This is a genomic window from Streptomyces triticisoli (assembly GCF_003270085.1).
Taxonomy (GTDB): domain Bacteria; phylum Actinomycetota; class Actinomycetes; order Streptomycetales; family Streptomycetaceae; genus Streptomyces; species Streptomyces triticisoli.
In genome coordinates this window covers 79,590-100,516 of the sequence record NZ_QFDQ01000029.1, presented here as the reverse complement: position 1 = coordinate 100,516, position 20,927 = coordinate 79,590, and the positions used below count along the sequence as shown (strand labels likewise).

Genomic DNA, 20,927 nt, shown 5'->3' with positions numbered 1-20,927 from the left:
GGCCTCCTACGCCGCGACCAGGTACGAGAAGACGGACTCGAGGGACTCGTCGGACGGCGAGACCGTGTGCAGCCGGATGCCGTGGTCCCGGGCCACCCTCGGCAGCAGGACCGTGAACCGGCCGAAGTCGACGGCCTGGACGCGCAGTGCGCCCTCGGCGAGGTCGACCTCGATGCCGGAGGTCGAGGGGTCGGCGATCAGCGCGGCCGCGAGCGCGCGGTCGTCGCTGGAGCGCACCAGGTAGCGGTGCGGGCGATCGGTCATCAGGCGGCGGATCTTGCGGAAGTCGCCGCTGGCCGCGTGGCGTCCGGCGACGACGACCTCGATGTGCCAGGCGAGCTGCTCGACCTCCTCCAGGATGTGGGAGGAGAACAGCACCGTGCGGCCCTCGTCGCCCATGCGCCGCAGCAGGTCCATCAGCTGCATGCGCTGGCGCGGGTCCATGCCGTTGAACGGCTCGTCGAGCAGGAGCAGTGAGGGATCGTGCACGAGGGCGCTCGCCATCTTCACGCGCTGCCGCATGCCCTTGGAGTAGGTGGAGATCTTCCGGTCCTGCGCGTACTCCATCTCGACGGTGGCGAGTGCCTTCTGGGCGGCCTTGGCGCCCAGGCCGTGCAGTTCGGCGTTGGCGACGACGAACTCGCGGCCGGTGAGGAAGTCGTACATCGCCTCCCGCTCGGGGACGATGCCGATGTGCCGGTAGATCCGCTCGTTGCGCCACACCGGCTGTCCGTCGAGGGTGACGCTGCCCGTGGAGGGGGCGAGGAAACCGGCCATCATGTTGATCAGCGTGGACTTTCCGGCGCCGTTGGGGCCGAGCAGGCCGGTGACGCCGGGGCCGATCGTCATGGTGATGTCGTTGACGGCGACCACGTTGCCGAACCAGCGGGAGACGTGGTCGATGCTCAGAGTGGTCACCGCAACCTCCGGAGGAATACCCGGCTCTTGACACAGCAAGGCACGGCACTGCGGTGCGCTCGCGGCGTGCTGAGCGAGAACCAAGCCAGCACAGCACCCTCCATTCCATTGGGGAACCGGGCTGGTTCCAACCCGGCTGGTGTCGATCGTGTGAGACTCGATCGCTCGCGGAGCGGCCGAGCGGCGTGAGCCAGGAATCCTCCCCGTTCGCGAGGGGGAGGGTTCAAAGTCCCACCTTCTTGTAGCGGCGCACCAACAGGCCGTAGCTGGTGGCAATGAGGCCGAGGACTGCGAGGACGTACACGATGCCCTCGCCGTTCGTCGGGCCGACACCGCCGGGTGTCGAGGAGGTCGCGCCCAGGAAGGCGGTCTGCACTCCGTCGATCAGGGTGACCGGCGAGAACAGGCCGATCCAGGGGATGGCTCCGGTGTTGTTGCGGGCGTCCGCGATGGCCTGGAGGGTGGAGACGGCGCCGTAGGAGATGGTCAGTACGGCGATCACGGCGGCGATGCCGAAGCCGCGGCGCGGGGTGACGGCGGCGATGACCAGGCCGATGCCGGCGAAGAGCAGGGAGAGCAGTGCCACGGAGACGAATCCCTGGGCGAACCCCTTGGTCTGGTCTGCGAAGTCCAGCTTGGCCAGCAGTGCGCCCACGTAGAGCACCAGCAGCGGGGCGGCGGTCAGGATGAACAGCGCCGAGGCCAGCGCCGCGTACTTGGCGCGGACGTAGTCGGCGGTCTCGATGGGCCGCGAGAAGTACAGCGGTACGGTCTTGAAGCGCAGGTCGCGGGAGACGGACTGGGGTGCCTGCGAGGCGACGTAGAGGCTGATGACGGCCTGCATGATGAGGGCGTAGTCCGTGTAGGCGATGGGCAGGTCCTTGGCCTTGGTGGCGACCGCGACGGCGACCATGATGGCCGCGGGCACGCACATCACCACGAACAGCAGCATGGGCAGCACCTTGGACTTCACCGAGCGGCCGAGGCCGTAGGCGCCGCGCAGGGACTGCGAGTACAGCGAGCGGCGGGCGTAGGCGCGGCCGAGGCGGGGGCCGTCGTAGCTGCGGTAGCCGATGTTGTGGATGCGGGTCTGGTCGCCCGAGGGCGGTGCCGCGGAGTGCTCAACGGCCATGGCCGACCGCCTCCTTCCGCTGTCCGTCGCGCTGTTCGTCGTTCTGTTCGTCGTTGTCCCGGAAGACCTCCGAGATGTGGTGCCGGCGCTGCTCCATGCGCACCAGGCCGAGGCCCAGGTCCGCGATCACGTCCCGCACCAGGTCGTACGTCTCCTCGCCCTGCGCGGTGAGCAGCAGGACGTGGCCGGCGCCCGGCAGGCCCGTGCTGTCCTGGGTGTCCACCCCGCGCGCGTGGAGCGCGTCGCGCACCGCGCGGGTACCGTCCGGGTGCTCGTCGCTGTCGGTGACCTCGACGGCGAGGGTGGTCGTGGTCTGGGTGAAGTCGGTGGTGGAGCTGGAACGCAGCAGCTTGCCGCCGTCGATGACGACGACGTGGTCACAGGTGCGTTCGAGCTCGCCCAGCAGGTGGGAGGTGACCAGGACCGAGATGCCGAAGTCGGTGTGGATGCGGCGGATCAGGCCGAGCATCTCGTCGCGGCCGACCGGGTCGAGGCCGTTGGTCGGCTCGTCGAGGAAGACCAGCCGCGGGTCGTGCACCAGGGCCTGGGCGAGCTTGACGCGCTGCTTCATGCCGGTGGAGTAGCCACCGATGGGGCGGTAGCGCTCCTCGTACAGGCCGACGTGGCGCAGGGTGTCCGCGGTGCGCTCGCGCGCGGCCGTCGGGGGCAGCCCGGACATGCGCGCCATGTGGACGACGAACTCGGTGGCCGAGACGTCGGGCGGCAGACAGTCGTGCTCCGGCATGTAGCCCACGCGCTCGCGGATGGCGGCGCCCTTGGAGGCGACATCGAGGCCGAGCACTTCGGCGCGGCCCTCGGTGGCGGGGGACAGACCCAGCAGGATCTTGATGAGTGTGGACTTGCCGGCTCCGTTGGCGCCGACGAGTCCGGTCACACCGGGTCCGACGTCCACGGAGAGCCGGTCAAGAGCGGTCACCCTGGGGAACCGCTTGCTCAGGCTTTCGGTCGCGATCACAGTCACGCCCCCGACGGTAGTGACCCGCGCCCCGCACGTCGTCAGACCCGAGAGCCGTCTTGGCATCAGACTCGAGTATTACGGGGACCTTAAGGGTCACACCCTTAAGGTCCCACACGGTCTCGGGAGAGGTGACGCGCGTGACGCCGCTGGAAGGCGCGCGGGAGCGCTGGGTACGCACGAACGGGGTCGAGCTGTGCGTGGCCGAACTGGGGGATCCCCGGCAGCCGACGGTCGTCCTGGTGCACGGCTATCCGGACAGCAAGGAGGTCTGGTCCCGGGTGGCCCGGCGCCTGGCCGGCCGGTTCCACGTCGTGCTGTACGACGTGAGGGGCCACGGCCGCTCCACCGCACCCCTGCCGCTGCGCGGCGGCTTCACGCTGGAGAAGCTCACGGACGACTTCCTGGCGGTCGCGGACGCGGTCAGTCCCGGCAGGCCGGTGCATCTCGTGGGGCACGACTGGGGCTCGGTGCAGTCCTGGGAGTTCGTCACCGTCCACCGAGCCGAGGGCCGGATCGCCTCCTTCACGTCCGTGTCCGGCCCGTCCCTGGACCACTTCGGCCACTGGATCGGCACGCGCGTCAAGCGCCCCACCCCGCGCCGGGTGGGCCGGCTCCTCGGCCAGGGCGCCAAGTCCTGGTACGTGTACCTGCTGCACGTGCCGAAGCTGCCCGAACTGGCCTGGCGCGGCCCGCTCGGCAAGCGCTGGCCCGAGATCCTGGAACGCGTCGGGAAGCCGCCCGGTGACGACTACCCGACCTCGTCGCTGCCCCGGGACGCGGCGCACGGTGCCTGGCTGTACCGGGACAACGTCCGCGCCCGGCTGCGCAGGCCGCGGCCGGACGCCTACGCGCACGTGCCGGTGCAGCTCATCACTCCCCTGAAGGACGCCTTCCTGTCGGAGTACCTGTACGACGACCTGGAGCGGTGGGCCCCGGACCTGGTGCGCCGTGCGCTCCCCGCCAAGCACTGGGTGCCCCGCACCCGGCCCGACCAGTTGGCGGCCTGGATCACGGACTTCGTGACGGCCGTCGAGGGCGGACGGCCGCGGACCGCCGCCGTCGGGAAGTACGCGGACCGCTTCGCCGGGCAGCTCGTGCTGGTCACGGGTGCGGGCAGCGGCATCGGACGGGCCACGGCGTTCGCCTTCGCCGAGGCCGGCGCACGGGTGGTGGCCGTCGACCGGGACGCCGGGGCCGCGGCCCGTACCGCGGAGCAGTGCCGGCGGCTCGGTGCGCCGACCGCCCGGGCCGAGCCGGTGGACGTCTGCGACGAGCAGGCCATGGAGAAGCTGGACGAGAAGGTCGCCGCCGAGTACGGCGTGGTGGACGTGCTGGTGAACAACGCCGGCATCGGCCTGTCCGGCTCGTTCTTCGACCACACCACCGAGGACTGGAGGAAGGTCCTCGACGTCAACCTGTGGGGGGTCGTCCACGGCTGCCGGCTCCTCGGGAAGCGCATGGCCGAGCGCGGGCAGGGCGGCCACATCGTCAATACGGCGTCCGCGGCGGCGTACCAGCCCTCGAAGGCTCTGCCCGCCTACAGCGCTTCCAAGGCGGCGGTGCTGATGCTGAGCGAGTGCCTGCGCGCGGAGCTGGCCGGGCAGGGGATCGGTGTCACGGCGGTCTGCCCCGGTTTCGTCAACACCGGTATTGCGTCGACGGCGCACTTCGCGGGTGTCGGCGCGGAGGAGGAGAAGCGCCTGCGGCAGCGCACGGCCCGCCTGTACGGGCTGCGCGACTATCCGCCGGAGAAGGTGGCCGACGCGATCCTGCGCGCGGTCGTGCGGGACGAGGCGGTGGTGCCGGTGACTCCGGAGGCACGTCTCCTCCACGCGGTGACGCGTTTCGCTCCGCGGGTGCGGCGCAGGCTCGCGCGGGTGCGGCCGCCGCTGGGAGCCGACGATCCCGGCACAACGCCCTGAATCAACGGCCGTTGTCCACAGGTTCTGTCAATTCTCCTGTGGATAAGGCAACTTGGCTGTGGATCAAACCTCCCGGTCGAAATTGACCTGCGTGATGTTCGTCTCTCCCGGCAGGCTGGTCGGATGGACGAAAGGCGCACCGTGAAGGTGTCGAGGTACCTCTCCGCACACCTCCGTCACCAGCCCGGGAGGATCGGGCTCACCCTCGACGAGGGCGGCTGGGTCGAGATCGACACGCTGCTCGCGGCGGCGGCCGCCCACGGCTTCCGCATCTCGCGCGAGGAACTTGACCATGTGGTCGTCACCAACGACAAGCGGCGCTTCGCGATCGAGGGCACCCGCATCCGCGCCAGTCAGGGCCACAGCGTCGAGGTCGACCTCGCGCTGCCGGCCGTGACCCCGCCGCCGTACCTCTACCACGGGACGGTGGCCCGCAGCCTGGCCGCCATCCGCATCGAAGGCCTGCGGCCCATGAACCGGCACGACGTGCACCTCTCACCCGATCGCGAGACCGCGACCCGTGTCGGCGCCCGCCGCGGCCGTCCGGTGGTGCTCGCCGTGGACGCGGCCGCCATGCACCGCGACGGTCATGTCTTCCGCGTCAGCGCCAACGGGGTATGGCTGACGAAGGCCGTGCCACCTCGCTACCTGCGGTTTCCCACCCACCATTGAGCCCGGTCCGGCATGGCCGGCGGCCTGGATCACCCGGCCGCGTACGGTGAAGGTTTCACGTGAAACACTTGCGGGCGCTTAGGCTCGGGCCCATGAGTCTGCGTCTGAGCACCGTGATCCTTCCGTACCGCCGCTGGCAGGAGGGCGGCCGTTCGGCATGGACCCGTGCCGAGCAGCTCGGTTTCCACGCCGCCTACACCTACGACCATCTGTCCTGGCGCAGCTTCCGGAACGGTCCGTGGTTCGGGGCGGTGCCGACACTGACCGCTGCCGCGGCCGTGACCGACCGGCTGCGGCTGGGCACGCTGGTGACCTCGCCGAACTTCCGGCATCCGGTCACTCTCGCCAAGGAGCTGATCTCCCTCGACGACATCTCCGGCGGGCGGATCACGCTCGGCATCGGCGCGGGCGGCAACGGCTTCGACGCCACCGCGCTCGGACAGGAGCCGTGGACGCCGCGGGAGCGGGCCGACCGGTTCGCCGAGTTCGTCTCCCTGCTCGACCGACTACTGACCGAGGACGCGGTGTCCTACAGGGGCGACTTCTACTCGGCCCACGAGGCCCGCACCATCCCCGGCTGTGTGCAGCGTCCCCGGCTGCCGTTCGCGGTGGCCGCGACCGGTCCGCGCGGGCTGCGGCTCGCGGCGCGGTACGGGCAGGCGTGGGTGACCACCGGTGACCCCAGGCTGTACGAGAACGGCACGCCGGAGCAGTCCGTTCAGGCCCTCCGCGCTCAGGCCGAGAAGCTCGCGGACGCCTGTGCCGAGGCGGGCCGTAACGTTGCCGCGCTCGACAAGGTTCTGCTGACCGGATTCACCCCGGACCGGGGTCGGCCGCTGGAGTCCCTCGACGCGTTCGTCGACTTCGCAGGCCGCCACCAAGAGCTGGGTTTCACCGAGATCGTGATCCACTGGCCCATCCCCGACTCGGACTTCGCCGCGGAGGAGAAGGTCTTCGAGCGGATCGCCCTGGAAGCGCCCGCCCAGCTGACGTGACCGAGGCAACCCCTCAAATGTGCGGAGTGTCGCACGGTCGTGCGGGCATATGCGGGACAATGCCACGGTGACCTCAGCGACTCGACAGCCCGAAACCCCGGCCGCCGCCCTGCCGCCGCGGCTGATCGCCACCGATCTCGACGGCACCCTGCTGCGTGACGACAAGTCGGTCTCCCCCCGCACGATCGCCGCCCTGGCGGCCGCGGAGGAGGCGGGCATCGAGGTCTTCTTCGTCACCGGCCGTCCGGCCCGCTGGATGGACGTGGTCGCCGACCACGTCCACGGGCACGGCCTGGCGATCTGCGGCAACGGCGCGGCCGTGGTCGATCTGCACGGCGGTCCCGGCGCCCACCGCTTCGTGAAGGTGCGGGAGCTGGCACGGAAGAGCGCGCTGGACGCGGTACGGCTGGTGCGCGAGGCGGTACCGGGCACGGTGTACGCGGTCGAGCAGACGTACGGCTTCTATCAGGAGCCGGCCTATCCGAAGCTGCACATGGAGAGACCCGACGCCCTGGCACCCGCCGAGGAGTTGCTGGCGGCGGACGGGGCCGGCACCGAGCAGCCGATCCTGAAGATCCTCGCCTACCACCCCACCCTGGACCCGGACGCGTTCCTCACCGTCGCCCGGCTCGCCGTCGGCGAGCACGCCACGATCACCCGGTCCAGCCCCAGCGCTCTGCTGGAGATCAGCGGTCCGGACGTCTCCAAGGCGAGCACTCTGGCACTGTGCTGTGCCGAGCGCGGCATCTCGCACGAGGAGGTCGTCGCCTTCGGTGACATGCCGAACGACATCGAGATGCTCACCTGGGCCGGCCGGTCCTACGCCATGGGCAACGCCCACCCCGACGCGATCGCCGCGGCCTCGGGAATGACGTTCGCCAACAACGAGGACGGGGTCGCCGCGGTGATCGAACGGATGCTGGGGGAGCGGCTGTGACGGGCGCGCTGCCCACCCGGCGGGACCTGGCGCACGGGTGAGCCGCTACCTCGCCCCCACCAGCACCTGGGTTTCCGCCTCCCGCTCGGCCATTCGCCGCAGCGGTCCCGGCAGCGCGGCCAGCTCCGCGTACGCCCCCCGCTGAACCACGCGCCCCCGGTCCAGGACGATCACCTCGTCCACGGCCTCCAGCCCGGCCAGGCGGTGCGTGATGAGCAACGTCGTACGGCCCTCGGTGGCGGCCAGCAGATCGGCGGTGAGCGCGTCGGCGGTGGCCAGGTCGAGGTGTTCGGCGGGCTCGTCGAGCACGAGCACAGGGAAGTCGGCGAGCAGCGCACGAGCCAGGGCCAGCCGCTGCCGCTGCCCGCCCGACAGCCGGGCCCCGTGCTCGCCGACGAGCGTGTCGAGCCCGTCGGGCAGGGTGTCGGCCCAGTCGAGCAGCCGGGCCCGTGCCAGGGCGTCCCGTAGTTCGGTCTCGGTCGCGTCCTTCTTCGCGAGCAGCAGGTTCTCCCGCACCGAGCTGTCGAAGAGGTGCGCGTCCTGGGCACACAGCCCGACCAGCCGTCGTACGTCGTCGCCGGCCAGGGTGTGGGCGTCGACGCCGCCGAGGGTGTAGGCGCCCGCTTCCGCGTCGAGGAAGCGCAGCAGCACCTGGGCGAGCGTGGTCTTGCCGGACCCGGACGGCCCGACCACGGCGACCCTGCGGCCCTCCTGGAGCGTCAGACCGACGCCGGCGAGTGCCGGCCGGTCCTGGCCCGCGTGCCGGGCCGTCAGGTTGTCGACGGTGAGCGGGAAAGGGGAGGCGGGCGTCTGCCGGGGCCGCTCCGGCTCACGGACGGGCTCGGGGGCGTCCAGGACCTCGTACACCCGCTCCGCGCTGCGGCGCACCCGTTGCCGGTACTGCACGGCGAGCGGCATGCCGAGAACCGCTTCGAAGGCGGCCAGCGGGGTGAGGACGACGGCGGCCATGGTCACACCGGCCAGCCGCCCGTCGGTGACCGCCTGGGCGCCGACGAGGGCCGCCGCCGCGACGGTCAGCCCGGAGATCAGGGCGGTGAGTCCGTCACCGAGCGCGGTGGCGGTGGCGGCGCGCGAGGCGATCCGGGTCAGCACGCCGTCGGCCCGCCGGGCCACGGCGGTACGGGCGGGCAGGGCGCCGGCGACCGTCAGTTCGGCGGTTCCGGTGAGCAGGTCGGTCACCCGGGTGGCGAGGGCGCCGCGTGCGGGGGCGAGCCGGTGCTCGGCGCGCCGTGACACGGCCCCGGTGACGAGGGGGACGCCCGCCCCGGCTGCGAGCAGGCCGGCAGCGAGCACCGCACCGGCCTCGGGCAGCAGCCAGGTGGTGAAGGCGACGGAGACGGCGGACACGGTCAGTGCCGCACCGGCGGGCAGCAGCCAGCGCAGCCAGTAGTCCTGCAGGGCGTCCACGTCCGCGACGAGCCGCGTGAGCAGATCGCCGCGGCGCATCCGGCGCAGCCCGGCGGGCGCCAGCCGTTCCAGCCGCCGGTAGACGGCCACCCGTGTATCGGCCAGCATCCGCAGCACGGCGTCGTGCGACACCAGCCGTTCCGCGTACCGGAAGACCGCCCGCCCGATGCCGAAGGCCCTGGTCGCCGTGACGGCCACCATCAGGTAGAGCACGGGGGGCTGCTGGGACGCCCGCGAGATGAGCCATCCGGACGTGGCCATCAGCCCGACCGCGCTGCCGAGCGCGAGGCTGCCGAACAGCAGGGCGAGGGCGAGACGGCCGCGCCGGGGTCCGGACATCGCCCGGACCCGGGCGAGAACGCCACCCGCGCCTGTCGTGGTCCCGGCCCCGGGTCCGACCGGGGTGGCGGTGGGTCCCGGCTGCGGCTTTTCCGCCGGCTGTGTCGCGGCGCTCGGGACCGCGGCCCGCGCGGGCGCGGGGGACTCGGCCTCGTCGAGGCGCACCACCCGGTCCGCCACCTCCAGTAGGGCCGGCCGGTGCACCACCAGCAGCACCGTCCGCCCGGCGGACAGGCGTCGCACCGCTGTCACGACCTCCGCCTCGGTGGCTCCGTCCAACGCGGCCGTCGGCTCGTCGAGCAGCAGGACGGGCCGGTCGGCGAGGAAGGCCCGGGCGAGCGCGAGCCGCTGGCGCTGCCCGGCGGACAGCCCGGCCCCGTCCTCGCCGAGCCCGGTGTCCATTCCCTTGGGCAGCGCGTCCACGAACTCCAGCGCACCAGCGTCGGTCAGCGCACTGCGTACGGCGGCGTCGTCCGCGTCGGGCCGTGCCAGCCGTACGTTCTCGGCGATCGTCCCGGCGTACAGGTGCGGTCGCTGCGGTACCCAGGCGATCCGCGACCGCCACTGCTCCAGGTCGATGTCGGCGAGATCGACTCCCGCGATCCGCACCCGGCCCGCGGTGGGCCGCACGAACCCCAGCAGAACGTTCAGCAGCGTCGACTTGCCCGCACCGCTGGGCCCGACGAGCGCGACCGTCTCCCCCTGCCGCACGGTGAAGGACATGTCCTTCACCGCGTCTCCGGACCGCCCGGGGTAGTGGACGCTCACCCGCTCGAAGGACAGGTCGCCCGTCGGGGCGGCCCCCGTGCCGGACTTCGGCACGGGGGTCTCCAGCACGGCGAAGATCTCCTCGGCCGCTGCCAGCCCCTCCGCCGCCGCGTGGTACTGCGCGCCCACCTGCCGCAGCGGGAGATACGCCTCGGGTGCGAGCACGAGGATGACCAGCCCGACGTACAGGTCCATGTCGCCGCTGACGAGCCGCATGCCGATCGTGACCGCGACCAGGGCCACCGACAGCGTGGCCAGCAGTTCCAGGGCGAACGAGGACAGGAAGGCGATCCGCAGGGTGCGCATGGTCGCCCGCCGGTACTCACCGGTGATGCGCTGGATCGACTCCGCCTGCGCCTTGGCCCGGCCGAACACCTTCAGGGTCGGCAGCCCCGCCACGACGTCGAGGAAGTGCCCGGACAGTCGGGACAGCAGCCGCCACTGACGGTCCATGCGGGACTGTGTGGCCCAGCCGATCAGCATCATGAAGACGGGGATCAGCGGAAGGGTGCCCACGATGATGGCCGCGGAGACCCAGTCCTCGGTGACGATCCGCGCGAGCACCGCCACCGGGACGACCACCGCCAGTCCCAGCTGCGGCAGATAGCGCGAGAAATAGTCGTCCAGGGCGTCGATTCCGCGTGTGGCCAGGGCGACCAGCGAGCCGGTCCGCTGCCCGCTCAGCCAGCCGGGGCCAAGTGCCGTCGCGCGTTCCAGCAGCCGCCCGCGCAGCTCCGACTTCACCGCCGCACTCGCCCGGTGGGCGGCGAGCTCGGTCAGCCAGGAGACCAGCGCACGACCGCAGGCCACGGCCACCAACAGGAGCAGGGGGGTCCGGAGCTCGGCGACCGCCATCCGGTGCTGGAAGGCGCCCACCACCACTTCGGCGATGAGCATCGCCTGTGCGATGACCAGCCCCGCGCCGATGGCGCCCAGCCCGACGACGGCCACCAGGAAGAGCCGGGTGGCTCGGGCGTGACGGAGAAGTCGCGGATCGATCGGTTTCACGTGAAACATGCCCTTCGGCCCCGAGGGTGCGTTTCACGTGAAACACACCCTCATCGGACTCAGTGCGCGGGTTCGGCGATGTGCTGTGTGCCGATCCGCTTGCGGAACACCCAGTAGGTCCATCCCTGGTAGAGCAGAACGATCGGCATGGCGATCACCGAGAGCCAGGTCATGATCTTCAGGGTGTAGGGACTGGAGGAGGCGTTGGTGACCGTCAGGCTCCAGTCCGCGTTGAGCGTGGACGGCATGACGTTCGGGAAGAGCGTCAGGAAGAGCATCGCCACAGCCGCCACGATGGTGACGCCGGACAGCGTGAACGACCACCCCTCGCGTCCCGCCCGGTTCGCCACCAGGGCGGCGACCAGCGCGGCGACCGCGACGACCAGTGCGACCAGGCTCTTGCCGTCACCGCTGCCGGCCTGCGTCCACAGCAGGAAGACCAGAGCCAGTACGGCCGTGACCAGCCCCACACGCTGCGCCAGCTGCCGCGCGCGCCCCCGGATGTCACCGACGGTCTTGAGCGCCGCGAACACCGCACCGTGGAAGGTGAAGAGCGTCAGCGTGACCAGGCCGCCCAGCAGGGCGTACGGGTTGAGCAGGTCCCAGACGTTGCCCACGTACTCGAACTCGGAGTCGATCTTCACTCCGCGCACGATGTTCCCGAACGCCACGCCCCAAAGGAACGCGGGGATGAGCGAGGTCCAGAAGATCGCCGCCTCCCAGTTGCGCTGCCAGCGTTCCTCCGGCCGCTTCGCCCGGTACTCGAAGGCGACGCCCCGGACGATCAGGCTGATCAGGATGGCCAGCAGCGGCAGGTAGAAGCCGGAGAAGAGCGTGGCGTACCACTCGGGGAAGGCGGCGAAGGTGGCACCACCGGCCGTGAGCAGCCACACCTCGTTGCCGTCCCAGACGGGGCCGATGGTGTTGATCAGCACCCGCTTCTCGGCGCGGTCGCGGGCCAGCAGCCGGGTGAGGACCCCGATCCCGAAATCGAAACCCTCCAGGAAGAAGTAGCCGATCCACAGGACGGCGATCAGAACGAACCAGACGTTGTGCAGTTCCATGACTGTGCGGCTCCCTCGGCCTAGTACGAGAAGGCCATCGGCTTGTCGGCGTCACGGAGATCGCCGCCGATCTTCTTGGGCGGGTTGAGGTCGGCCTCGGTGAGTTCGGGCGGGCCCGCCTTGACGTACTTGGCGAGCAGCTTGACCTCGATGACGGCCAGGGCGGCGTACAGCGCGGTGAAGATGCCCATCGAGGTGATGACCTCGGCCTGGGACACGCCGGGGGAGACCGCGTGCCGGGTCTGCATCAGGCCGTAGACGACCCAGGGCTGCCGGCCCATCTCGGTGAAGATCCATCCCCAGGCGTTGGCGATCAGCGGGAACGCCATCGTCCAGAGCGCCAGGAGCCAGTACAGCCGGCTGAGCCTCGGCCCGATCGGCTTCTTCAGCAGCACCAGATGCGGGATCTCGTCCTCCCCGGTGCGCAGTGCGGCCGGCAGCAGGAACCTCTTCCGTGTGAGCCAGAGTCCCAGCAGGGCGAGCGAGAAGGACGCCATACCGAAGCCGATCATCCAGCGGAAGCTCCAGTAGGCGACGGGGACGATGGGCTTGTAGTCACCGGGGCCGAACTTCTCCTGCAGGGCCTCATTGGTGTCGTTGATGCCGGGCACGGGCGAGTTGAAATCGCCGTGGGCGAGGAAGGACAGGAGCCCGGGGATCTCCAGGGCGACCTTGTTGTGCCCCTTGTCCACGTCCCCGTACGCGAAGACCGAGAAGGGCGCCGGACTCTCGCTCTCCCACAGCGCCTCGGCGGCAGCCATCTTCATGGGCTGCTGCTCGTACATGACCTTGCCGAGGGTGTCCCCGCTGACCGCGGTGAGCAGGCCCCCGACCGCCATGGTGACCAGGCCGAGCCGGAGCGAGGTGCGCATGACGGGGATGTGCTTCTTGCGCATGAGGTGGAAGGCGGCGATGCCCACCATGAAGGCGCCGCCCGTCAGGAAAGCCGCCGCGAAGCTGTGGAAGACCTGGTTGAGCGTGGTGTTCTGGGTGAGCACCAGCCAGAAGTCGGTGAGCTCGGCCCGGCCCTTCTCCTCGTTGATCCGGTAGCCGACGGGGTGCTGCATCCAGGAGTTGGCCGCGAGGATGAAGTAGGCCGACACCAGGGTGCCGAACGAGACCATCCATATGCAGGCCAGATGGATCTTCTTGGGCAGCTTGTCCCAGCCGAAGATCCACAGACCGATGAACGTGGACTCGAAGAAGAACGCGATCAGCGCCTCGAAGGCGAGCGGGGCACCGAAGATGTCGCCGACGAAGCGGGAGTAGTCCGACCAGTTCATGCCGAACTGGAACTCCTGCACGATGCCGGTGACCACACCCATGGCGATGTTGATCAGGAAGAGCTTGCCCCAGAACTTGGTGGCTCTGAGGTACTTCTCCTTCTCCGTGCGCACCCAGGCGGTCTGCAGTCCGGCCGTCAGGGCGGCCAGCGAGATCGTCAGGGGGACGAACAGGAAGTGGTAGACGGTCGTGATGCCGAACTGCCAGCGCGCCAGCGTCTCCGGCGCCAAAGCCAGGTCCACGTCGTCACTCTCCTTACGTCACCGCGGTGGCGGCGGCCGTTTGCCCCGGCGTGTTCTACACAACAAGGCAACAATCGGACTCGCTTGTGAACGCGTTCACATTCACAAGCAATTATGACGCACGTTCCGCGAAGCTCGTAAGGGGGGTCCCCTCCTGCGTCAACCCCCTGGGCGCAACTTGTCGGCCGGCAGCAAACAGGGCGGGCACCCGGGACTCATCCCGATGCCCGCCCCGGCGGCCGCGGCGCTCAGACCTCCCTGCGGAACGCCTCCGCCGCCTTCAGGAAGATGTCGTTCGCCTCGGCCTCCCCGACGGTCACCCGCACGCCCTCGCCCGGGAACGGCCGGACCACCACCCCCGCCTGCTCGCACGCCTCGGCGAAGGCGACCGTACGCTCCCCCAGCCGCAGCCACACGAAGTTGGCCTGCGTCTCGGGCACCGTCCAGCCCTGCGCCCGCAGCCCGTCGACCACACGCGCGCGCTCGCACACCAGCGAACCGACCCGGCCCAGCAGTTCGTCCTCGGCCCGCAGCGAGGCGATCGCCGCCTCCTGCGCCAGCTGGCTCACACCGAACGGCACCGCCGTCTTGCGCAGCGCCGCCGCCACCGGCTCATGGGCGATCGCGAAGCCGACCCGCAGCCCGGCGAGGCCGTAGGCCTTGGAGAAGGTGCGCAGCACACAGACGTTCGGCCGGTCGCGGTAGAGCATCACACCGTCCGGCACCTCGGGGTCGCGGATGAACTCGCGGTAGGCCTCGTCCAGCACCACCAGCACATCGGAGGGAACCCGGTCGAGGAAGCGTTCCAGCTCGGCCCGCCGCACCACCGTGCCGGTCGGGTTGTTCGGATTGCAGACGAAGACCAGACGGGTACGGTCGGTGATGGCGTCCGCCATCGCGTCCAGGTCGTGCACATCATCCGAGGTCAGCGGTACCCGCACGGAGGTCGCCCCACTGATCTGCGTGATGATCGGGTACGCCTCGAAGGACCGCCAGGCGTAGACGACCTCGTCGCCGGGGCCACTGGTGGACTGGATCAGCTGCTGGGCGACACCGACGGAGCCGGTGCCGGTGGCCACGTGGGCGGCCGGCACGCCGAAGCGCTCGGCCAGCTCGTTGGTCAGGGCCGTGCACGCCATGTCCGGGTAGCGGTTGAAGGAACAGGCTGCGGCCGTCACCGTCTCCATCACCCCCGGCAGCGGCGGGTAGGGGTTCTCGTTGGAGGACAGCTTGTACGCCACCGGGCCGCCGGCCGCGGCGGGCTTTCCCGGCTTGTAGGTGGGGATACCCTCCAGCTCGGCACGCAGCTTCGGGCTCGTCTCGCTCACCGCAGTCCTCCTCGTGACCACCACCGGCTTCCAATACTGCACACCTTATGAGGATTGGGCGCCGCTGCGTATGGGTCGGACGCCATCACCTGTGCGGCAACTCCGATCTCATGGGTCACACTGGCATCAGAGGGCATCAGGGGCATCACCGTACGAAGACATGCGATTCTGAGGGGCGCGTCAAGATATATCTACGCGCCGGTGGCTCACGCCGTGGCGCGCATCCCTCGTGAAGGTGAGTTGAGACCTCTTCGAAACATCGAGGGCTCGGCAGGTCCATGCGTGCCGCCGCGTCAGGTCCTGGCATCGCATCGCTCAACTGACATGGTTTCAAAGGAAGTCAGCCCTGGATGACCATGCAGAAACGTGCCTGTCAACGAGTGCATATGCGTCCGCACTACCCCACCGCATGAGCCCTACTATCGGCTCGCCATGACAGCAGCAGGGAAGCACCAGGTGAGCCGCGCGGAAACCTCACGCCGAGGCGGCCGGCCGGGCCGGGCGGGCATCAGAGACGTGGCCGCCGCCGCCGGAGTCTCCATCACGACCGTCTCCGACGCCCTCAACGGCAAGGGCCGGCTCCCCGACGCCACTCGACGCCATGTCCGCGAGGTCGCCGACCGGCTGGGGTACCGCCCCTCGGCCGCGGCCCGCACCCTCCGTACCGGCAAGTCGGGCCTCATCGGCCTGACCGTGACCACGTACGGGAATGAACCTTTCACCTTCACCGAGTTCGCGTACTTCGCCGAGATGGCCCGGGCCGCCACCTCGGCCGCGCTCGCCCGCGGCTACGCCCTCGTCATCCTGCCCGCGACCTCGCGCCACGACGTGTGGTCGAACGTCGCCCTGGACGGCACGGTCGTCATCGACCCCTCCGACCAGGACCCGGTCGTCAGCGAGCTGGTCCGTCAGGGTTTACCGGTGGTCAGCGACGGTCGCCCGGCCGGCACGCTCCCCGTCACCGCCTGGGTCGACAACGACCACGAAGCCGCCGTCCTCGGCATCCTCGACCACCTCGCCGAGGCCGGCGCCCGTCGCATCGGCCTGCTGACCGGCACCACCACGGACACGTACACCCACCTGTCGACGACCGCCTACCTGCACTGGTGCGAGCGCGTCGGCCAGGACCCGGTCTACGAGGCCTACCCCGCCCACGACCCGTGCGCGGGCGCCGTCGCCGCCGACCGGCTGCTGGCCCGCCCCGACCGGCCCGACGCCGTCTACGGCCTGTTCGACCCCAACGGCACCGACCTGCTCGCCGCCGCCCGCCGCTACGGCCTGCGCGTCCCCGAGGACCTGCTGCTGGTGTGCTGCAGCGAGTCCACCGTGTACGCCAGCACGGAGCCGCCCATCACCACGCTGTCCCTGAAGCCGCGCCGGATCGGCACAGCGGTCGTCCAACTCCTCATCGACGCGATCGAAGGTGCCGAGTCGGACCACCCGGTCGAGCAGGTCATACCGACCGAGCTGATCGTGCGCACCTCGTCCCAGCGACGCCCGCAACGCCGCACGGTCAGCCCACCACGCACATCGGACGGGCATTAGAGCAAGGCGGCCGCAGGGCCGTCGAAGACCGGTCAATCAGGGCGAAAGCCACGGTGAACCGGAGTCCTGCTCCGATTCACCACCCCTGGGTCATCACATGGCGCGATCCGCATTCCTATGATGGGCCCACGACACCGCGGGCCGCTGCGACCAGGCAGTCCGAAGCGGTGCAGACGCGGCGCGATGGTGGAGGGGTCGATGACTCAGGGGGCCGGTCAGGGACCCGATGTGGAGCGCACGGCAACGCTGCGCGACTTCCGGGTGCCCGCGTACGTCAACGAGACCGGCCCGTACACGCACAGCATGCCCCCCGCCGAGACGGCCCGGCCGGCCCACAAGGGTTACTCCGACGCGTACACGCCCACCGAGCGCGACCTGCCGGTCATCAACCGCGGTGACACGGCTCAGGTGGCCGTCGACCCTGCCCCCGCACCCGCCGCACAGCCCGGCACCGGCCCAGGTCCCCTGTACGTCGTCGGTGACGTGCACGGCTACCTCGACCAGCTGGTGGCCGCCCTCCGGGAGAAGGGGCTCATCGACTCCGCCGGCCAGTGGTGCGCGGGCACCACGCGGCTGTGGTTCCTCGGCGACTTCACCGATCGCGGGCCGGACGGCATCGGCGTGATCGACCTCGTGATGCGGCTGTCCGCCGAGGCGGCCGCCGCCGGCGGCTACTGCAAGGCCCTCATGGGCAACCACGAGCTGCTGCTGCTCGGCGCCAAGCGGTTCGGCGACACCCCCGTCAACTCCGGCGCGGGCACCGCCACCTTCCAGGCGGCCTGGCTGCTCAACGGCGGCCAGAAGTCCGACATGGACCGCCTCCAGGACCACCACCTGCAGTGGATGGCCCGCCTCGGCGCGGTCGAGGAGGTCGACGGCTATCTGCTCGTGCACTCCGACACCACCGCCTATCTCGACTACGGCGCCTCGATCGAAGAGGTCAACGACACCGTCCGCGAAACGCTCACCCGCAACGACGTGAACGAGGTCTGGGAGCTGTTCCGCAAGTTCACCAAGCGCTTCTCCTTCCGCGACGAGGGCGGCGCCGACGCCGTACGCTCCCTGCTCCATACGTACGGCGGCACCCGAATCGTTCACGGCCACAGCCCCATCCCCTATCTGCTGGGCGAAGTCGGCTCCGAGGACGGCGACGAGAGCGCGGGCCCCATCGTGGAGGGACCGCACGTCTACGCCGACGGACTCGCCATCGCGATGGACGGCGGCGTGACCATGGCCGGAAAGCTGCTGGTCCAGCAACTTCCCCTGGAAAACTGACCGTTCACCGGGCAGACGCCCTGCGGAGACGACCGCGCAGGTCGGCACCCATTTTGTGGAAACCCCCTGTCATCGCGCACCGTCACGGCTCTACCATCGGCTTATCCGTAGCAGGCTCCCCTCCGTTTCTGCCCGACGGCTCGCCGCCGCGCGAGCCCCAAGCCCTACGGAGCATCGGGGGATGCACATGAACAGCGTTCCGCAGCACCTGCTGAGCGAGGACCGCCAGGAATACGAGCGGATCCTCGATGAGGCGCTGCGCTCCGCCCCACACCGTCCGGAACTGGCCGCTGTCGGACATCGGCTCAACTCGAAACAGCTGCGCGCCATGGCACTGGGCGCCACTGCTCTGATCACGGCGGCCGCGGCGACCGAATACCACCACTACGTCAAGGTCCGCGAGGAACTGCGCCGGCCGGCGTCGACCCCCCTGTCCACCACCGGCCGGTCCGGCTCCGCCGAGCCGGACGGAACCGGGCCGGTCGCCACCACGGAGGGGGTCGTCGAGGCCACCGGCGCGGGCGCGGGCGCCGTCGTGGCGGTGCTCGCCCCTGTCCTGGCCGGGATAGCCGCCGCCCTCTTCCTTCTCGTCGGCTACCTCCTGAAGATGCTCGACCCGGCACAGGCCTTCGCCCAGACCATGATCACCACCGGCTGGGTGTTCGGCGCCGTGACCGCGGTGGCGATCCTCGTGGCCGCCGCCGGACTGCTGCTCACCGCGCTGCGCAACAACGCCTCGCTGGAGACCGGACCCCACGGCGAACTGGCCGAAGAACTCGCCCAGGCGAGGGCCGCCTGGCACGAGGCCCTGCTCGAACAAGGCATCCTGCCGTTCCTGCGCGACGCACTCGCCGACGCCGGCTCCCCCGCGCCGGCCCGTACGGACCCGTCGGCGCCGTCCGGCCGCATCCCGCAACTCGGCTACGACCGCCCCGGTTTCAGCAGCCCCCACGACGGAGTCCCGAGCCCTCGCCCGAGCTTCACCAGCCCCGACTTCACCAGCCCGGACTTCGGAGGCCCGGACCACCAGCCGGAGTGACCGGAGCCCTCACCCCGAGGGCCCCGGCACGTCTTTCCGCCCCGCACGCGGCAAGGCTCAGTCCACGACCGGCAGGTACACCCGGTTGCCTGCGGCCGCGAACTCCTTCGCCTTCTGAGCCATGCCCTCCTCGATCTCTGCCTTGCCGACGCCGTGTTCACGGCGGATGTCCTGCGAGATCTTCATCGAACAGAACTTCGGGCCGCACATCGAGCAGAAGTGGGCCGTCTTGGCGGGTTCCGCCGGGAGGGTCTCGTCGTGGAAGTCCCGTGCCGTGTCCGGGTCGAGGGACAGGTTGAACTGGTCTTCCCACCGGAACTCGAAGCGGGCGTCGGACAGTGCGTCGTCCCACTCCTGCGCACCCGGATGACCCTTGGCGAGGTCGGCGGCGTGAGCGGCAATCTTGTAGGTGATGACGCCGGTCTTGACATCGTCACGGTTGGGCAGGCCCAGGTGCTCCTTGGGTGTGACGTAGCAGAGCATGGCCGTGCCCCACCAGGCGATCATCGCGGCGCCGATGCCGGAGGTGATGTGGTCGTAGGCCGGCGCGATGTCGGTCGTCAGCGGGCCGAGCGTATAGAACGGTGCTTCATCGCAGATCTCCTGCTGAAGGTCGATGTTCTCCTTGATCTTGTGCATCGGGACGTGTCCCGGGCCCTCGATCATGGTCTGTACGTTGAAACGCCTGGCGATCCGGCCGAGTTCCCCGAGTGTGCGCAATTCCGCGAACTGTGCCTCGTCGTTGGCGTCCGCGATGGAGCCGGGCCTGAGGCCGTCGCCCAGGGAGTACGTGACGTCGTAGGCGGCGAGGATCTCGCAGAGCTCCTCGAAGTTCTCGTACAGGAACGACTCCTTGTGGTGCGCGAGGCACCAGGCCGCCATGATCGAGCCGCCGCGCGAGACGATGCCGGTTTTGCGGTTCGCGGTCAGCGGTACGTAGGCCAGGCGCACGCCGGCGTGGACGGTCATGTAGTCCACGCCCTGCTCGGCCTGCTCGATGACCGTGTCCTTGTAGGTCTCCCAGGTCAGTTCCTCGGCCTTGCCGTCCACCTTCTCCAGGGCCTGGTACAGCGGCACCGTGCCGATGGGGACGGGGGAGTTGCGCAGCACCCACTCCCGGGTGGTGTGGATGTTGCGACCGGTGGAGAGGTCCATGACCGTGTCGGCGCCCCAGCGGGTCGCCCAGGTCATCTTCTCCACCTCCTCCTCGATGGAGGAGGTCACCGCGGAGTTGCCGATGTTGGCGTTGACCTTCACCAGGAACCGCTTGCCGATGATCATCGGCTCGATTTCCGGGTGGTTGACGTTGGCCGGCAGCACGGCGCGTCCCGCCGCGATCTCCTCGCGGACGACCTCGGGAGCGACGTTCTCCCGGATCGCCACGAACTCCATCTCCGGCGTGATCTCCCCGCGGCGCGCGTACGCGAGCTGCGTCACCGCCCCGCCCTCCCGGCCACGGCGCGGCTGCCGCGGCCGTCCCGGAAACACCGCGTCGAGGTTGCGCAGGCCGCCGCGCGGTGAGGTGTGCTTGATCCCGTCGTCCTCGGGGCGGACGGGACGCCCCGCGTACTCCTCGGTGTCGCCGCGTGCGACGATCCAGTTCTCCCGCAGCGGCGGCAGCCCCCTGCGGACGTCGGTGTCGAGGAATGGATCGGTGTACGGGCCCGAAGTGTCGTACAGCGTGACCGACTGCCCGTTGGTGAGGTGCACCTGACGGACCGGTACCCGCAGGTCGGGGCGTGAGCCTTCCACGTACCCCTTGTGCCAGCCGATGGACTTCTGCGCGGAGGCAGGCGTGCTTATGTCCTTGTTGGTCATGAGACCTACTCCCTACGCCGGCATTACCCGGTAACAGGTTCGGCGGTCGACGCAGCGGTGTCCGTCTGCCGATGTTTCACGGTGAAACATCACGTGTTCCACGTGAAACATCGCAAAGACGGAGGTCAGCGCCCTCTCAGCCCGGTGCTCCGAGCTCCCGCGTGTGCAAAGGTGCCTCTACGCTAGCGTCATATGTGGCGCGGTGAACAGTGGGCCTGCGCCGTTCTTGCGATG

Annotated in this window: 15 protein-coding genes; 7 read left to right on the top strand and 8 right to left on the bottom strand. The window is 70.1% G+C overall.

Going from position 1 to position 20,927, the window contains the following annotated elements:
• Positions 1-6: 6 nt before the first annotated feature.
• The 3 genes from DEP02_RS06495 to DEP02_RS06485 all read right to left on the bottom strand — a co-directional run bounded on the left by DEP02_RS06495 (position 7) and on the right by DEP02_RS06485 (position 3,092).
• Positions 7-918, bottom strand: coding sequence for an ABC transporter ATP-binding protein (locus tag DEP02_RS06495; protein WP_112466376.1), 912 nt, complete (start codon positions 916-918; stop codon positions 7-9).
• 223 nt (positions 919-1,141) lie between these two features.
• On the bottom strand, positions 1,142-2,050 hold the full coding sequence (locus tag DEP02_RS06490; RefSeq protein WP_112466375.1) for an ABC transporter permease: 909 nt from the start codon (positions 2,048-2,050) through the stop codon (positions 1,142-1,144).
• On the bottom strand, positions 2,040-3,092 hold the full coding sequence (locus DEP02_RS06485) for an ABC transporter ATP-binding protein (RefSeq protein ID WP_198668315.1): 1,053 nt from the start codon (positions 3,090-3,092) through the stop codon (positions 2,040-2,042). Before DEP02_RS06485 ends, DEP02_RS06490 begins: the two co-directional genes overlap by 11 nt.
• 74 nt (positions 3,093-3,166) lie before the next feature.
• On the opposite strand from DEP02_RS06485, the gene DEP02_RS06480 reads away from it, so the two are divergent.
• From DEP02_RS06480 to DEP02_RS06465, 4 genes are all read left to right on the top strand, one after another.
• Positions 3,167-4,951, top strand: coding sequence for an SDR family oxidoreductase (locus DEP02_RS06480; protein WP_112466374.1), 1,785 nt, complete (start codon positions 3,167-3,169; stop codon positions 4,949-4,951).
• Between the two features lie 123 nt (positions 4,952-5,074).
• Complete coding sequence (locus tag DEP02_RS06475; RefSeq protein WP_112466373.1) at positions 5,075-5,623, top strand: RNA 2'-phosphotransferase; 549 nt, start codon at positions 5,075-5,077, stop codon at positions 5,621-5,623.
• A 92-nt stretch (positions 5,624-5,715) separates the two neighbouring features.
• Entirely contained in the window at positions 5,716-6,618 is a 903-nt protein-coding gene (locus DEP02_RS06470; RefSeq protein ID WP_112466372.1) for an LLM class flavin-dependent oxidoreductase, read from the top strand.
• A gap of 49 nt (positions 6,619-6,667) precedes the next feature.
• A complete protein-coding gene (locus DEP02_RS06465) occupies positions 6,668-7,555 on the top strand; it encodes a Cof-type HAD-IIB family hydrolase (RefSeq protein WP_198668314.1) in 888 nt (295 codons plus the stop codon).
• 45 nt (positions 7,556-7,600) lie between these two features.
• Here DEP02_RS06465 and cydD read toward each other — a convergent pair whose 3' ends face one another.
• From cydD to hisC, 4 genes are all read right to left on the bottom strand, one after another.
• Positions 7,601-11,107, bottom strand: a complete 3,507-nt coding sequence (cydD, locus tag DEP02_RS06460; protein WP_112466370.1) for a thiol reductant ABC exporter subunit CydD — start codon at positions 11,105-11,107, stop codon at positions 7,601-7,603.
• Positions 11,108-11,157: 50 nt separating this feature from the next.
• Positions 11,158-12,162 (bottom strand): cytochrome d ubiquinol oxidase subunit II, encoded by a 1,005-nt coding sequence (gene cydB / locus DEP02_RS06455; RefSeq protein WP_112466369.1) that lies wholly within the window; start codon positions 12,160-12,162, stop codon positions 11,158-11,160.
• Positions 12,163-12,182: 20 nt separating this feature from the next.
• The gene (locus tag DEP02_RS06450) at positions 12,183-13,688 is read right to left on the bottom strand and encodes a cytochrome ubiquinol oxidase subunit I (RefSeq protein ID WP_112466368.1); all 1,506 of its coding nucleotides are present in this window, start codon (positions 13,686-13,688) and stop codon (positions 12,183-12,185) included.
• Positions 13,689-13,936: 248 nt separating this feature from the next.
• On the bottom strand, positions 13,937-15,016 hold the full coding sequence (gene hisC, locus DEP02_RS06445; RefSeq protein WP_112466367.1) for a histidinol-phosphate transaminase: 1,080 nt from the start codon (positions 15,014-15,016) through the stop codon (positions 13,937-13,939).
• A gap of 432 nt (positions 15,017-15,448) precedes the next feature.
• Between hisC and DEP02_RS06440 the strand changes: the two genes are divergently transcribed.
• The 3 genes from DEP02_RS06440 to DEP02_RS06430 all read left to right on the top strand — a co-directional run bounded on the left by DEP02_RS06440 (position 15,449) and on the right by DEP02_RS06430 (position 18,875).
• On the top strand, positions 15,449-16,561 hold the full coding sequence (locus DEP02_RS06440) for a LacI family DNA-binding transcriptional regulator (protein ID WP_112466366.1): 1,113 nt from the start codon (positions 15,449-15,451) through the stop codon (positions 16,559-16,561).
• A gap of 183 nt (positions 16,562-16,744) precedes the next feature.
• The gene (locus DEP02_RS06435) at positions 16,745-17,836 is read left to right on the top strand and encodes a metallophosphoesterase (protein ID WP_112466365.1); all 1,092 of its coding nucleotides are present in this window, start codon (positions 16,745-16,747) and stop codon (positions 17,834-17,836) included.
• A gap of 181 nt (positions 17,837-18,017) precedes the next feature.
• Complete coding sequence (locus DEP02_RS06430; RefSeq protein WP_112466364.1) at positions 18,018-18,875, top strand: hypothetical protein; 858 nt, start codon at positions 18,018-18,020, stop codon at positions 18,873-18,875.
• Between the two features lie 57 nt (positions 18,876-18,932).
• On the opposite strand, the gene thiC is transcribed toward DEP02_RS06430, so the two are convergent.
• Positions 18,933-20,693 (bottom strand): phosphomethylpyrimidine synthase ThiC, encoded by a 1,761-nt coding sequence (thiC, locus tag DEP02_RS06425; RefSeq protein WP_112466363.1) that lies wholly within the window; start codon positions 20,691-20,693, stop codon positions 18,933-18,935.
• Positions 20,694-20,927 lie beyond the last annotated feature (234 nt).